12 protein-coding genes are annotated in these 14958 nt (G+C 45.1%); 7 read left to right on the top strand and 5 right to left on the bottom strand.

What is annotated here, in order from left to right; all coding sequences use genetic code 11:
* From INQ51_RS18310 to purE, 5 genes are all read right to left on the bottom strand, one after another.
* Window positions 1-648 (bottom strand): HAD family hydrolase, encoded by a 648-nt coding sequence (locus INQ51_RS18310; RefSeq protein ID WP_233379401.1) that lies wholly within the window; start codon window positions 646-648, stop codon window positions 1-3.
* A gap of 1 nt (window position 649) precedes the next feature.
* The gene (locus tag INQ51_RS18315) at window positions 650-1792 is read right to left on the bottom strand and encodes a 1-acyl-sn-glycerol-3-phosphate acyltransferase (RefSeq protein ID WP_233379402.1); all 1143 of its coding nucleotides are present in this window, start codon (window positions 1790-1792) and stop codon (window positions 650-652) included.
* A 38-nt stretch (window positions 1793-1830) separates the two neighbouring features.
* Window positions 1831-3873, bottom strand: a complete 2043-nt coding sequence (locus INQ51_RS18320) for a helix-hairpin-helix domain-containing protein (protein ID WP_233379403.1) — start codon at window positions 3871-3873, stop codon at window positions 1831-1833.
* A complete protein-coding gene (locus INQ51_RS18325) occupies window positions 3870-4688 on the bottom strand; it encodes a hypothetical protein (RefSeq protein WP_233379404.1) in 819 nt (272 codons plus the stop codon). Before INQ51_RS18325 ends, INQ51_RS18320 begins: the two co-directional genes overlap by 4 nt.
* A 66-nt stretch (window positions 4689-4754) precedes the next feature.
* Window positions 4755-5261, bottom strand: a complete 507-nt coding sequence (gene purE / locus INQ51_RS18330; RefSeq protein WP_233379405.1) for a 5-(carboxyamino)imidazole ribonucleotide mutase — start codon at window positions 5259-5261, stop codon at window positions 4755-4757.
* Between the two features lie 107 nt (window positions 5262-5368).
* Between purE and hpt the strand changes: the two genes are divergently transcribed.
* The 7 genes from hpt (at window position 5369) to INQ51_RS18365 (ending at window position 14956) form a co-directional block, all read left to right on the top strand.
* Entirely contained in the window at window positions 5369-5911 is a 543-nt protein-coding gene (gene hpt / locus INQ51_RS18335) for a hypoxanthine phosphoribosyltransferase (RefSeq protein WP_119436781.1), read from the top strand.
* Window positions 5912-5934: 23 nt separating this feature from the next.
* Complete coding sequence (locus tag INQ51_RS18340) at window positions 5935-6507, top strand: adenylate kinase (RefSeq protein WP_233379406.1); 573 nt, start codon at window positions 5935-5937, stop codon at window positions 6505-6507.
* Window positions 6508-6604: 97 nt separating this feature from the next.
* Window positions 6605-7594, top strand: a complete 990-nt coding sequence (obgE, locus tag INQ51_RS18345; RefSeq protein WP_233379407.1) for a GTPase ObgE — start codon at window positions 6605-6607, stop codon at window positions 7592-7594.
* Complete coding sequence (locus INQ51_RS18350; RefSeq protein WP_233379408.1) at window positions 7594-8286, top strand: phosphatase PAP2 family protein; 693 nt, start codon at window positions 7594-7596, stop codon at window positions 8284-8286. The genes obgE and INQ51_RS18350 overlap by 1 nt, the downstream gene beginning before the upstream one ends.
* Window positions 8287-10065, top strand: a complete 1779-nt coding sequence (locus INQ51_RS18355) for a MutS-related protein (protein WP_233379409.1) — start codon at window positions 8287-8289, stop codon at window positions 10063-10065.
* 384 nt (window positions 10066-10449) lie between these two features.
* Window positions 10450-12285 (top strand): DNA topoisomerase IV subunit B, encoded by a 1836-nt coding sequence (locus INQ51_RS18360; protein ID WP_233379410.1) that lies wholly within the window; start codon window positions 10450-10452, stop codon window positions 12283-12285.
* A gap of 49 nt (window positions 12286-12334) precedes the next feature.
* The gene (locus INQ51_RS18365; RefSeq protein WP_233379411.1) at window positions 12335-14956 is read left to right on the top strand and encodes a DNA gyrase/topoisomerase IV subunit A; all 2622 of its coding nucleotides are present in this window, start codon (window positions 12335-12337) and stop codon (window positions 14954-14956) included.
* Window positions 14957-14958 lie beyond the last annotated feature (2 nt).

Here is a 14958-nt window from a genome sequence, read left to right on the forward strand (position 1 = left end):
TCAAGGCAGTAATCGGAGAAATTCAGGATCCATCAGATCTTCCAGTTTATCGGCAACAAAGGCTCCGGTGCTTTCCAGTCTTTCTTTCGACTGATGTCCGTTGGCAATCAGGATGCAGGTAATTCCCAGTTTTTCGGCCACTTCGTAGTCGTGAATCGTATCCCCGATCATAACCGCATTTTCTTTTCGAATCTGGTACAATTCAATCAATTGTTCTCCCCGTTCAATTTTAGACGCGGCATAGTGGTCATTTAACCCGGCAATTCCTTCAAAATAGTTGAGAATATTCTGGTGGTCGAGCGTTTCGTGCAGCATGTTTTGTTGCATGGCCGAAAGTACGAACTGCCGTTTCCTTGAGTTTTTGAAAAAGTCGAGGACGGCGTGGGTTTGACTGTGTAAATCGCAGTTTTTCACCCCGTTGTTGTACAAGTCGATAAACTCGCGGGCCGGAATCGAAAAGTCTTCTTTGCTGAAATCGAACCCGATGGTGGTATAATAATCTTTTACGGGGAACGAAAATACATCCTTGTACTGAACGTGGTCAAGCAAATTGAGGCCTCTTTTTTCAAGAAGCTGGTTGATGGTTGAAATACAAAAGTCCAGATCGTTGAGCAACGTTCCGTTCCAATCCCAAATAACAGAACGCATATTAGATATTCTTCACTTTAAGTTTGTTAATCACCGGGTTGGCGTATAATTTCAGAAAGCGTTCCTGGATATCGGTCACCGGAAAATCCACATGAACCATGGCTTGTTCCACCATAATTTCGAATTTCTTTTGCTCTTCGGCCGTGTATTTGTCTTTGAAGCGGTGTTCCTGCATCAGCATGTCGTAAGCAACGTAATTACTGGGCCATAGCTTGAAGTTTTTATAGATCTGCGTATCGATCATTTCGGCAATGTCGCGGATGTATTTGTTACGTTGTTCGTTGTTCTCGGCCGGCGGAAAATGTGTTTCAATCGGGTCGCCAAAGGCAAAGCGCATTCTTCCTTTGGGTGCAAACATTCCCATCGACATACTTTTCAGGTCGTCTTTGCTGGTTTTTAGCTGACCGTAATGTTCTTTTTTGATCAGCTCTTTTAGCTTAGCCAATCCACAGGGTTCAATTTCATAAGAGATGGAAACCGGAACAATGTTGAGCTCATTAAAACCTTCCGAGATCGTGTTTTTGTTGCTCATGTTGAGCATTTTAAGAACACTGTCCTGGGTTTTGTCGTTCCCGTCTTTAGTACGGCCTTCACGCTGGGCGATCCAGATCGACATATTATCCTCTGTAATCGACTTACGGATAAAGTGCGACACTTTTCGCGAAGCAGTCATTAACTCGCGCGGGGCAAGGTTTCTTCTGATGACAAACGAACGGTTGAGTTTTACCGTATGTTCGATCCATTCGTATTGTAAGAGGTTGTCTCCGATAGCAATTTCCGTGGTATTCATCCCGTGTTCAAAAATGAGTACGTTCAGAAGGGCGGCATCCAGAATAATGTCGCGGTGATTGGAAATAAAAAGATAAGGTTTCTTCTTATCCAGTTTATCAATTCCGCTACATTTCAGCCCGTTAGAGGTTTTATCCACCAGCCAATGCAGCAGGTCATAAACAAAAACACCCTGCAGCTGTTTGACGCTTTTGATACGTCGCAGCTGAAATTTCACCATTTCCACTTTCGGACGATTTTTGAACAGGATCATTAGTACCTCGTCAAAAACCCTGTCTTTCAGTAGTAAACGCATCTTTTGCTTTACTTCCGAATCGTAATAAGGACGAATGTCATCGAAATTGTAGCCCGTCATTTTTGATGATTTAACTCAGCAAAGTAACACATTCAAAATTAAAATTTCAACCTGAGCTGCATTTTTACTTCGGTTTTATCTTTCCCGGCTATCTCGTTATATCCCGATCCGATGATGTTACGGTCGGTCCAGTGCGTGTTGGCAAGCTTGAACCAAAGCTCTGCCCGGTCCGAAATTTTGTATTTAAGGTTTAGGTAAGTTCTCCAGCCTTTGCCGAAGAAAGCGGGTACCGAGAAGGTATAAAGCAGGTCGTTCTCGTACGCGTAAATGCGGGCGTCGTAAGTGCTTGTGTTGAAATAGTCAAGCCTGCCTGACAGGCTGAGCGGGATTAATGTTGGTTTGTACAGTAAATCCTGGTAAGCCAGTATTCCGTGTTCTTTTTCGCTGCCACGAAACGAAGAGTGCTCCAGTCGGCTGCTCCATCTCAGCTTTTCGGTGATGAAATATTCAGCATGAAGCCTGATTCGCTGCGTGCGTTCCGATAAATTCACATAAAGTTTCTCTGCTTTGTTTTTCTGGTCTTTTGTTTCTGACTTTACCCGAAGGTAGCATTTGAATTTTTCTGAAAATTGAAAATCTGCCTGTGCAAAAATGTCGTGACCTAACGCAGGACCGGCAGTGGTATAGGAAATCCAGGGCGAGCGGTAAAAATCGGAATAGGCAGCTAAAGTGATCCTTTTGGCCGGAAGAAAGCGGATACCCATGTAAAATCCGGTTTCGTTGGTAACCGTGCTGCTCTCGGAAAAGGCCTGCCCCCATAGTGCGTGGTAGTTTTTGTTGAAATAACGGAATTGCGCTGCTACATTCAGCCGGTCATTCAGATGGATGATGGTTCCCTGCAAAAAGGCTTTCCCTCCCGATTTTGAAACGGCCGCCTCACCAAACAACTGGTACTTACCGGAGCTAAACAGGTAGTCAACTCCTCCGGTGAAATTTTCTGTTCCCTTAAATTTGAATTGATTGTACAATTGATCTCCCGGGGAAAATGGCTTGTTGAAATGCTGGTAGATGAAAGTGGTGCCCAATTTCAGTTTCGAAAAGGTTCGTGAAAGAACAACTCCTGCATTCCTGTATTTAACTGACTTTTCATCGGCGATCTCGCTTTGTGTGCGATGGTATCCCGAAGTTTGCAGGCTGGTAAAAACAGGTGATTCGTTAATATCTGTGTCCAGGTTGGCATCAGCATTCTTTTGCGAAACAAAAAGATGGATCGTATTCTTTTTTAGTTGAATGCTGGTGGCTGCTCCGCGGAAATAAAGATTTTCATCCACTGAAGTATAGGGCCTGATTCCCTGGCCGTATTTCATGATTCCCAGAACATCGGCCGATTTGCCGGGAGAGAAGCCTTGCCAAAGCACCAAACCTTGTCCGCTGCGAACAATAAAATCGCCTACGGTTATCCGCTCAAAAACAGGGTTGATCTTCAGGCTTACATTGCCCGAGTAAAAATCGAAGCCCTGTTTGTTGGAGCCTTTGAAAAATGCTTCGCCCGGATCTTTTTCGGTGGTCAGTCCGGCGGAGAGTTTGTCGCCGGCTTCAAAACGGTAACGGCTGTAATAACGGAAGCGGTTTCCTTCGTAGGGTTTCACTCCTTCGTCGTTTGCCCGGTATCCACGTGCTTTTTGAATCGTTCCGAGGCTTCGTAACAGCAGTTCCTGTCGTTTGTATTTGGTTTCTTCCTTGAATGAGGCGGGGCTTGTTGTCGGAGGACCAAAAACAATAAAAAGCTGCATTTTCTGAAGTAGTTCCGGCGTGAATCCGTCGATGATGGTTAATTCAAAAATGGAATAAACCGGGCCATAGGTATCTACATAGGCCAACAGCTTATTGATCTGAATGCTGTTTAGCAGATACATTTTTGAAAGTTCGTCGGGAGTGGTGGCGTTAATGTTGATTGGATCATTCAACAGTTGTTCCAGATCTTCGATAATCAGCGCTGCGTCGGCCTCCTCTTCCATGTTTTCGAGCTGCGATTCCACAATGGTTTCAATGATCTTATCCGGCGAAATATTCTGGCCAACGGATAAAAACGGAATACCCCAAAGCAGAAACAGGATAATATGTTGGGCTGCTCTTTTCATTGTAAATGAAATTGAATGGAAACGGAAGGAGTGAACCCCAGGTTGCCGTGGTAGCTAAAGGCAAAGTCGGTGGAAATATTTCCAAAAGAATAACCGATTCCGCCCGAATAATTGAAGGGCTTGCCTGAAACTCCCAGCCGAAAGGCAAGATTTTTTACCGGCATAAACTCCAGTCCTGATTTTATTTGAGCCGGAAAATCAGAAGATTTCTGAACTTCGGCACTTAACAGCACATTTCCCGAAAGCTGATAATGGCCTCCCAGCCGATAAGTAAATGGCATTTTTTGTGGGCCGTAGTAGGTTTCAAAGCCATTTCGTACGGGGTTAAAAACATGCGCTCCCAACGCCAGTTCCGGGGTTAGTTGATAAAGCACCCCGCATTCGAAGGTAAAAAAGGCAAAGGCGCCCTCGTTTTCGGGAAAGCGGTTCGAGAAGTAATCGAGTTGAAGCGCGGCGCTTAATCGTTTTGAAAGCTGCTTGGCAAAGGCCAGCCCTAACTTTGATTCTTTGTAGCTTCCTTTGCCAAACTGATAAAAACTTATTCCGGCAGTGCCTCCAAAAACGGGAGACGAGAAGGTTCCGGCAGTCAGCGAGAGTTCTTCCAACATAAAGCGTGATTCGTAGTAGATCCCGGCCGAAAGTTGGGAAACATGGGTAAGTGTGGCCTGGTTGTGAAAAGTGCTCCATGCATCGCTAAGGGAGACACTGGCATGCGAGAGTGCTACCGAACGGGCTCCGGCGGTGCGGTTCTCAGAGGCTATCGACGCAAGCGATAAAAACAGAAACAACAGTTGTATTTGAAAGGGCTTTCTCATACAAAACAAGGCGCAGATAAAAATTACTGCGCCCTGTTAAATGTACGAAAAAATGTTTTGTTAAGCTTAGTTTGTCTTGAACTTAAATTTAACTTCGGCTAACTCCTGGTTGGCCTTTACAATTTTTTTCTTCAGCTCTTCCTTGTATTGTATCATTTTTTGCATCAGTGCTTCGTCGCCGGTTGCCATCATTTGTACGGCTAAAATAGCGGCATTCATGGCACCATTAACGGCGACGGTTGCCACCGGAATTCCGGGAGGCATTTGCAGAATGGCCAGAACCGAGTCGAACCCAGAAAGGCTCGCATTGATGGGAACTCCGATGACCGGAAGCGGCGTCATGGCGGCAATAACCCCCGGCAAATGAGCGGCCATTCCGGCACCCGCTATAATCACTTTTATGCCACGGTCTTTCGCGCCTTTGGCAAAAACTTCCACTTCCTCTGGCGTACGGTGGGCCGACAAAGCATTGATCTCAAAAGGGATTTCGAATTCATCAAATAATTTGGCGGCTTTTTCCATCACATTCAGATCGGAAGTGCTACCCATGATAATGCTAACTTTTGGTGTCATATTTAAGTTTTATTTTCTGATACTCGAATTGTTTTTGTTATTTTGTAGCCCAAATTTTCAAGGCGAATTTAAGGCAATTTAAGTATTAATAAAAATCAAAGATTTTCATGAAGCGGGTTAAAATTCACGATAAAGAGTTCGAGTTATTCATTTCTCACGAAAAGATTCAGTCGGTAGTTGAACAAATGGCTGAAAAAATGAACGCCGAACTGGTAGGTAAAAATCCGCTCTTTCTGTGCATTCTGAACGGATCGTTTATGTTTGCTGCCGAGCTTTTTAAAAGGATAAACTTTGTTGAATCCGAAATTTCATTTGTAAAATTGGCTTCTTATGTAGGCGACCAAACAACCGGTACGGTTAAAGAACTGATCGGGTTGAACGAAGACATTGAGGGGAGAACTGTGGTGGTGCTTGAGGACATTGTGGATACCGGGATTACCATCGACAACATTCAGCAACAGCTAAAACGCATGAATCCGAAAGAAGTATTGGTGGCAACCATGCTTTTGAAACCCGATGCACTTAAAAAGGACGTAGACCTGAAGTATGTGGGAATTGAAATTCCGAATGATTTTATTGTGGGCTGCGGACTGGATTATGACGGGCATGGCCGAAATTTGATTGACATATATTCAATCGTAAAAGAATAACCGAAAAATAACCAAAAATCAACATGTTAAATATTGTATTATTTGGCCCTCCCGGAGCTGGAAAGGGAACCCAGGCTGAATTCCTGATAAAATCCTACGGGTTGATACATTTGTCGACCGGAGAGATTTTACGGAGTGAAATTGCCGCCGGTTCTGAGTTAGGGGTGGAGGCCAAAAAGTTTATGGACAAGGGCGAATTGGTGCCCGACCACCTGGTGGTAAAAATGATTGAAACAATTCTGGAAACCCACAGCGAGGCGCGAGGCTTTATTTTTGATGGTTTCCCGAGAACCGTGGACCAGGCAAAGGCGTTGGATGTGATGCTGGAAGCGCACGAGACCGGTATTGCCGGAATGCTGAGCCTTGAAGTGGAAAAACAGGAGCTGATCAATCGTTTGTTAAGCCGTGGAAAAGTATCGGGTAGGGTCGATGATCAGAATCAGAAAGTGATCGAGAACCGTATCCAGGTGTACCGAGATAAAACACTTCCGTTGATTGAATACTATAAGCCGCAGGGCAAACATTTTGGTATCGACGGAATGGGAAGTATAGAAGAGATTGCCGACAGGTTAAAGCAGGTGATCGAAAAGTTTTAGGCTTCAGTTGAAGCAGCTTAAAAAGGTGGGAATTCTGTATGCTAACCGGATTTCTCACCTTTGTTGGTAAAGTAAAGGAACATTTAAAAGAAGAAAAATGGCCGAGACGAATTTTGTTGATTACGTGAAAATACACTGTAAATCGGGTGCCGGTGGTGCCGGATCGGCGCATTTGCGCAGAGAGAAGTTTGTGGCCAAAGGTGGCCCTGATGGCGGTGATGGCGGCCGGGGTGGACACATTATCCTGGAAGGAAACCAGCACATGTGGACCCTTCTTCATTTAAAGTATAAAAAACACATTAAGGCCGGGAACGGTGAGTCGGGCGGAAAACAACGTAGTACCGGAGCCGATGGTGAAGACATTGTACTGGAAGTACCGCTCGGGACCATTGCCCGCGATGCCGAATCGGGGGAGTTTTTGTTTGAGATAACCCAGCACGGCGAAAGCAAGGTTTTATTGAAAGGCGGGCGTGGCGGTCTTGGTAACGATCATTTTAAATCGGCTACCTATCAGACGCCGCGGTTTGCACAGCCCGGAGAAGAAGGGCAGGAAAGCTGGATGATTCTGGAGCTGAAAGTACTGGCCGACGTAGGCTTGGTGGGCTTCCCCAGCTCCGGGAAATCGACTCTCTTGTCGGTGGTTTCGGCAGCCAAGCCAAAAATTGGCGATTATCCGTTTACCACGCTGGTGCCAAATCTTGGAATTGTGGGGCACCGCGAGCAACGTTCGTTTGTGATGGCCGATATTCCCGGAATTATTGAGGGAGCACACGAGGGGCGTGGTTTGGGACTGCGCTTTTTGCGGCACATCGAGCGAAATTCAATGCTTTTGTTTATGGTTCCGGCCGACAGTAAGGATCATCTGAAAGAATACCGAATTTTAATGGATGAGCTGGAGAAATACAACCCGGAACTACTCGACAAGCAACGTTATCTCGCGATCAGTAAAGCCGATATGCTGGATGAGGAGCTGATGAAAGAGATCAGTCGAGAATTAAAGGGGATTCCGCACATGTTCTTTTCTTCGGTAACAGGGAAAAACATCCAGGTATTGAAAGACAAAATCTGGGAAATATTAAATAGTTAATGGGATTTTTAGACACGATATTGGAATGGGATAAGGAGCTGTTTTTGTACCTGAACAGTTTTCACAACGATTTCTGGGATACGATTATGATGCTGGTTACCCGGCAGGAAACATGGTTCCCGTTTTTTGCAATAATCCTGTTTTACTTTATTAAAAATTACCGTTCTAAAGCCATTATAATCGTTATCGGTTTGGCCTTGGTTGTGCTTGGTGCCGATCAGATTTCCGGTTTGATGAAAGCCGGGTTTCAGCGCTTGAGACCGGTGCACGATCCGTCGATCGAACACCTGGTGCACAATGTATTACGCAAAGGAGGCATGTACGGATTTGTTTCGGCACATGCAGCCAATTCGGTGGCCATCCTGGTTTTTACGTCGCTGATTTTTAAGCAAAGAGGCTACACGCTGCTGCTTTTCTTGTGGGCGGCTGTCTTTAGTTATTCGCGTATTTATTCTGGTGTTCATTATCCGTTTGATATACTGGGAGGTACATTGCTGGGTGTAGGCGTGGGGCTGCTTGTTTTTAAGCTGACCATGTTTGTGGAGAATCATTTTTTTTACACCCGGTCGCCTAAGATCGAAAAAACAGCGCTGCGTGGCGAAGAATCAGGCATTATCTGGCTGGTGTTTACTGCGCTTGTGGCAACCGTATTTATTGTTACGTATCTCCTGCATCGTTATAATTATTTGTAAATGAACAACGCCCGCACATTTAACCAGGAACAAAACAAGCTTTTTGAAAAAGAACTAAAAAACCTTATGCGAAAGATCAGGTGGCTGGCCTGGTACCGGCTGTCGGTTTTTATTGCGCTTTTCTTTCCGTTTTCGTTTCTGGAATTAAGTTGGGTTACAGGATTGCTGACCCTGGGTTTGCTTGTTTTGTTTTTCTACCTCATAAAAGTGAACCTCCGGCTCGACCGGCAACGGAAAAAGTGTGCCGTGTTAAAACAGCTGACGGAGGATGAATTGCTGGCACTGGATCATTCGTTTCTGCACTTTAAAAACGGCGCTGAATTTCTCGATACCAACCACTTTTTTTCGTACGACCTGGATTTGTTTGGCGACGGGTCGCTTTACCAGTACCTGAATCGCACATCCACAATTGGCGGGGCGAAAAAGCTGGCCTCGTGGTTTATAAAGTCATCGACAAACAAAGAAGAAATTGAAAGCAGGCAGCAGGCGGTACGCGAGCTTTCAGGAAAGAGGGAGTGGCGTTTGCAGTTTTTAGCTGAAGGAAAGCTTTTTGAAGAGACCGAAGCACTGAGCCGGGAAATTACCGGTTGGTCGGAAACTGAGTTTGACCTCAGAAGTCCGGAAGCAACCAAATGGATCATTCGGCTGATTCCGGCTTTAACATTGCTCGCAATCATTCCGGCGGTTCTGGGAATTTCCAATACATATTTGGTGCTCGCCATTTTTACTCAATGGCTAATGGTGTATTTCTACCGGAAGCGCATCTCGCATTATTTCAGCTTCTTTGGCCGGAAATCGCGGTTACTTTCCAAATACATGCTGCTGCTGGATCAAGTGGAGCAGCAGGATTTTCAATCTGCCTATCTTCAGAATCTTCAGCAAGCTATCAAGCATCCTTCGGCGGGACAAACATTCAGGCAGCTAAAGAAAAGGGTGGAGGAGTTTGAGTACCGTCAAAATCTGTTGGTGGGCTCTGTTCTGAATTCGTTCTTGCTGTGGGACATTCGTTGTGTGTTTGAGCTTTGGCGCTGGCACCGGGAGCACCACCAAAGCCTGGTAAAATGGATAGATGTTGTTGCCGAAGTGGATGCGCTAATCAGTTTGGCCAATTATGCCGACAATCATCCCGATTTTGTATATCCGCTTATCAACGACGACGATTTTGTTCTTGACGCAAAAGAGTTGGGGCACCCACTCATCCGGCAGGAAAAGAGGGTTTGCAACGATTTTGGGATTGATGGCTGGTCGAAAGTGATGATTGTAACCGGGGCGAACATGGCCGGGAAAAGTACCTTTTTGCGCACGCTCGGCGTAAATTTGTTGCTGGCACAGTCGGGTGCATCGGTTTGTGCGCAAAGTATGACGGTAACGCCCATCGATCTTTATACCAACATGCGGACAACGGATTCGTTGTTAAAAGATGAGTCGTACTTTTTTGCTGAATTGAAGCGTATTAAAGGAGTGCTGGACCGCCTGCAGAACGGTGACCGTATTTTCGTGATTTTGGATGAAATGCTGAAAGGTACCAACTCGGTCGACAAGCTGAACGGCTCAAAAGAACTGATTCGGAAGCTGGTGCAGTATCAGTCGGTTTCGCTGATTGCTACCCACGATCTTAAACTAAGCGAGATGCAACAGGAATTCCCCGAACAGGTATTCAATAAGTGTTTTGAAATCAGGATTGAGAACGACGAACTGGTGTTTGATTACAAACTATCGGACGGGTTTACCAAAACCATGAATGCTACTTTTCTGATGAAAAAAATGGGGATTATTTAGAGTTGTATCTGGTTTGTTTGCGTAAGCAGATATTCCGAAAAATCGGTATTTCCTATAAACTTTTGCTTCTTTGAGTATCGTTTCGATTGCCGCTTTGGCAGCAGTTGAATAAATTATCAAGAATGGCGGGGAGCTTTCCTTTTAATGCGACTCTTTCTCTTATTTTCTCTTTATTTGAGTGCTTTTCAGGAGGATTCTTATTCACTATTTTTCAACTAATCATTGTTAGTTAATGAAGCCGCCAAAAAGGCAAAATACAGGTTGATTTAATTATATTTGTGGCAATCCGGTGAACTCCGCAGTTATTTGAAATACAGCATTCCCCAGATAAATTTCAATAATGTCGGCGTTCTGTATCCGGAATATAAATCTGGAAATTAGGTTATGAGCGCAAACTACGACGAAGGAACTATTAAAACCTTAGATTGGCAGGAACACATCCGGAGGCGTCCGGGTATGTACATTGGGAAACTTGGCGACGGGTCATCAGCCGACGATGGTATTTATGTGCTGTTGAAGGAAGTGATGGACAACTCGATCGATGAGTTTATGATGGGCTTTGGTAAAAAGATCGTGGTGAATGTGGATCAGGACAGGGTCACCATTCGCGACTATGGCCGTGGCATACCTCTCGGAAAACTGGTGGACGTGGTCAGTAAAATGAATACCGGAGCCAAATACGACAACAAGGTTTTCAAAAAATCAGTAGGATTAAACGGTGTTGGGATTAAAGCAGTAAACGCGCTTTCGTCCGATTTTACGATCAAGGCCGTTCGCGAAGGGGTAGCAAAAGAAGTTTATTTCAGCAAGGGCATCAAGCAGGGTGAAAAAGATCTTCAGGGTGTTCCGGAGGAAAACGGAACAGAAGTAACTTTTATTCCCGATGTAACCGTGTTCAAAAAGTACCGCTACATCAGCGACTACATTGTGAACATGATGAAAAACTATACTTTCCTGAATTCGGGACTTTCTGTGGAATTCAACGGAGAGCGTTTTTATTCGCGTAACGGGCTGCGCGACCTGTTGGAAGAGAACATGGACCATGACCCAATTTACCCAATTATACATTTAAGAGGAGAAGATATTGAGGTGGCCATAACGCATGGAAACCAATATGGGGAGGACTATTATTCGTTCGTTAACGGACAACACACGACCCAGGGGGGAACCCACTTACAGGCTTTTCGCGAGGTACTGGTAAAAACGATCAGAGATTTTTACAAGAAGGAATTTGATCCGTCAGACATTCGTGCATCGATTGTGGCGGCCATCAGTATTAAGGTTGAGGAGCCTGTATTTGAGTCGCAAACCAAAACCAAACTTGGTTCCAGAGATATTGGTCCCGACGGGCCTTCGGTAAGAGCACACGTCGGTAATTTCTTGCAAAAGGAACTGGATAACTTTTTGCACAAAAATCCGGATACGGCAGAAGTGCTGCACCGCCGGATTGTGGAGTCGGAAAGAGAGCGAAAAGCCATTTCCGGGATTAAAAAACTGGCCAAACAACGGGCTAAAAAGGCCAATCTTCACAACAAAAAGCTGCGCGATTGCCGGGTGCATTTCAACAGCTCTCACGAACAGAAAGAAGCTTCGAGCATTTTTATTACCGAGGGTGACTCGGCCAGTGGTTCCATTACCAAATCCAGAAACGTAAATACACAAGCCGTATTTAGTTTGAGGGGTAAGCCATTGAATACTTTTGGCTTAACCAAAAAAGTGGTATACGAAAACGAAGAGTTTAATTTGTTGCAGGCCGCGCTGAATATCGAAGACAGCATGGAAGACCTTCGTTACAACAAAGTGATTATCGCAACCGATGCCGACGTTGACGGAATGCACATCCGTTTGCTGCTGATCACCTTCTTTTTGCAGTTTTTCCCGGAACTGATCAAAAAGGGGCACGTGTTTATTTTGCAGACTCCTTTGTTCAGGGTGCGAAACAAGCAAAAAACCATTTACTGCTACTCGGAAACCGAGAAACAGGCAGCCATTGATCAGTTGAGAGGAAAACCGGAGATTACCCGCTTTAAAGGATTGGGAGAGATTTCGCCCGACGAGTTCCAGAATTTTATTGGCGATGACATTCGCCTGGATCCGGTGCAGATGAAAAAGCACGAATCGGTATCGCAAATGCTGGAATTTTACATGGGAAAAAACACACCCGAGCGTCAGGACTTCATTATTGATAACCTGTACGTTGAAAAAGACGAAGTGGCTTAAAAAAATAGATTGGCCCGCGAGGGCAGACCGCTAATTTTGAAGAGAAAGAATGTCAGAAGAGAATTTGAATCAGGAAGAAATTCAGGACGATAACACGCCGGAGGAAATCACTTATTTGTCGGGGATGTACCGCAACTGGTTTCTCGACTATGCTTCGTATGTAATTCTTGAACGTGCCGTCCCTTACATAAACGACGGACTGAAGCCTGTGCAGCGACGTATTTTGCACGCCATGCGCGAGATGGACGATGGTCGTTACAACAAGGTAGCCAACGTTATCGGGCAAACCATGCAATATCACCCCCACGGAGATGCTTCCATTGGTGATGCAATCGTTCAATTGGGGCAGAAGGAACTTTTGATTGATACGCAGGGAAACTGGGGAAACATCCTAACGGGCGATGGGGCTGCTGCTCCCCGATACATTGAAGCACGTTTGTCGAAATTTGCGCTCGAAGTTCTTTTCAATCCAAAAACAACCGAGTGGAAGCTTTCGTACGATGGGCGTAAACGCGAGCCGGTAACACTTCCGGTGAAGTTCCCGTTGTTGCTGGCACAGGGAGTAGAAGGTATCGCTGTGGGGCTTGCCTCCAAGTTGTTCCCGCATAACTTTAACGAACTGCTGGATGCTTCTATCTGTTACCTGAAAGGTCAGGATTTTGTGCTTTATCCTGACTTTCCGACAGGTGGCTCGGCCGACTTTAGTAAATACAACGATGGAGTTCGCGGAGGTACGATTAAAGTACGGGCGAAAATCGAAAAACAGGACAACAAGACCCTGGTTATTACCGAAATCCCTTTCAGTAAAAATACCACTTCACTGATCGAGTCGATTATCAAGGCCAACGAAAAAGGTAAGATTAAGATCAAGCGGATCGACGATAATACGGCAGCAAACGTTGAGATCCTGGTGCATCTGGCTCCGGGTGTTTCATCCGATAAAACCATTGACGCGCTGTATGCCTTTACTGATTGTGAGGTTTCGCTGGCGCCCAACTCCTGTATCATCGAAAACGACAAACCGTTGTTTATTGGCGTTTCCAAGATATTAAAACGATCGGCCGACAGCACCCTGGAACTTCTGAAACTGGAGCTTGAGATCAGGAAGTTCGAACTGGAAGAACAATGGCATTCTTTGTCGCTTGAGAAAATATTTATTGAAGAGCGCATTTACAAGGATAAGAAGTTTGAAGAATCTGAGAACATGGACATGGCGATCGCACACATCGATCAGCGTCTTGATCCGTGGAAACCAAAGCTAAGAAGAGAAATTACGCGTGATGATATTCTTAAGCTGATGGAAATCAGGATGGCGCGTATCCTGAAATTCAATACCGACAAAGCCAACGATCAGCTACAGGCCATTGAAGACGAGATTGCAGAAGTGCTGAACGACATTGAAAACATTGTACCGTTCACCATCAAATGGTTCCAGCACCTGAAAGATAAATACGGGAAGAACTTTCCGCGAAAAACCGAAATCCGGAGTTTTGAAAGCATTGTCGCGACCAAAGTGGTAGTGAACAACGAAAAACTCTATCTCGACAGGAACGAAGGATTTATTGGAACTTCGCTGAAAAAAGCAGAATACGTTTGCGACTGTTCCGATATCGACGACATCATTGTGTTCCACCGCGATGGCAAATATTTCATCTCGAAGGTTTCAGACAAAGCCTTTATCGGGAAAAATCCATTGCACGTGGCAGTTTTCAAAAAGAACGACAAGCGTACCATTTACAACGTGGTTTACAAAGACGGTGAGTCGGGTGTTTTTTACATGAAACGCTTTTCGGTAACCGGTGTAACCCGCGACAAAGAATACAATCTGACCAAGGAAACTAAGGGATCGAGGATTGCTTATTTTTCGGCCAACCCCAACGGAGAAGCTGAAACATTGCGGGTGGTGTTAAAACCCAAACCGCGTATTAAAAAGCTGATTTTTGAAGTCGACCTTGGGGAGCTGGCCATCAAAGGCCGTCAGTCGATGGGGAACATTCTTACCAAGTACGATGTCCATAAAATCTCGCTGAAGGAAAAAGGTGTTTCTACTCTGGGTGGCCGCAAGATCTGGTTCGATCCCGATGTTTTACGTTTGAATGCCGATAGCCGCGGAGTTTTCCTGGGCGAGTTCTCGGGAGAAGATGAGATCCTGGTTATCTACAAAAACGGGGAATTCCAGTTGTACAATTACGATCTGAGCAACCACTTTGGCGATAATATTCTCACCATCGAAAAATTCGACAAACGGAAAGTCCTTTCTGCGGTTTATTTTGACGCCGAACAGCAGTTTTACTATGTGAAACGTTTCGAAATTGATGAACCGGAAGGGAAGCTGGTCCGTTTTATCGGTGAACATCCCGACAATAAACTGGTTAGTATTACCTGGGTGCATTATCCGCGTTTGGAGATCACCTTCGGCGGGAAGAATGAAGAGCGGGAAAATGAAATTATAGAAGTGGCTGAGTTTATTGGCGTAAAATCGTGGAAAGCAAAGGGGAAACGTCTGTCAACTTACGAAGTAAAGGACATTACGGAGCTTGAACCGGTAATCAAGGATGAGGACGATCGTCCTGAGCCTGATGAGATTAACCAAGATATTGACGATATTCCGTTTGAGGTAAACCAGCCGAAGAAGGAAGACGACAATTCAAACCAGATGTCACTTTTCTAGTT

The sequence above is a fragment of the Maribellus sp. CM-23 genome (assembly GCF_021354595.1).
Taxonomy (GTDB): Bacteria; Bacteroidota; Bacteroidia; order Bacteroidales; family Prolixibacteraceae; genus Draconibacterium.

Excerpts from the sequence above, each read along its gene's own strand:
- INQ51_RS18310 (WP_233379401.1), bottom strand. The coding sequence starts at position 648 with ATGCGTTCTGTTATTTGGGATTGGAACGGAACGTTGCTCAACGATCTG.
- INQ51_RS18315 (WP_233379402.1), bottom strand. The coding sequence starts at position 1,792 with ATGACGGGCTACAATTTCGATGACATTCGTCCTTATTACGATTCGGAA.
- INQ51_RS18320 (WP_233379403.1), bottom strand. The coding sequence starts at position 3,873 with ATGAAAAGAGCAGCCCAACATATTATCCTGTTTCTGCTTTGGGGTATT.
- INQ51_RS18325 (WP_233379404.1), bottom strand. The coding sequence starts at position 4,688 with ATGAGAAAGCCCTTTCAAATACAACTGTTGTTTCTGTTTTTATCGCTT.
- purE (WP_233379405.1), bottom strand. The coding sequence starts at position 5,261 with ATGACACCAAAAGTTAGCATTATCATGGGTAGCACTTCCGATCTGAAT.
- hpt (WP_119436781.1), top strand. The coding sequence starts at position 5,369 with ATGAAGCGGGTTAAAATTCACGATAAAGAGTTCGAGTTATTCATTTCT.
- INQ51_RS18340 (WP_233379406.1), top strand. The coding sequence starts at position 5,935 with ATGTTAAATATTGTATTATTTGGCCCTCCCGGAGCTGGAAAGGGAACC.
- obgE (WP_233379407.1), top strand. The coding sequence starts at position 6,605 with ATGGCCGAGACGAATTTTGTTGATTACGTGAAAATACACTGTAAATCG.
- INQ51_RS18350 (WP_233379408.1), top strand. The coding sequence starts at position 7,594 with ATGGGATTTTTAGACACGATATTGGAATGGGATAAGGAGCTGTTTTTG.
- INQ51_RS18355 (WP_233379409.1), top strand. The coding sequence starts at position 8,287 with ATGAACAACGCCCGCACATTTAACCAGGAACAAAACAAGCTTTTTGAA.
- INQ51_RS18360 (WP_233379410.1), top strand. The coding sequence starts at position 10,450 with ATGAGCGCAAACTACGACGAAGGAACTATTAAAACCTTAGATTGGCAG.
- INQ51_RS18365 (WP_233379411.1), top strand. The coding sequence starts at position 12,335 with ATGTCAGAAGAGAATTTGAATCAGGAAGAAATTCAGGACGATAACACG.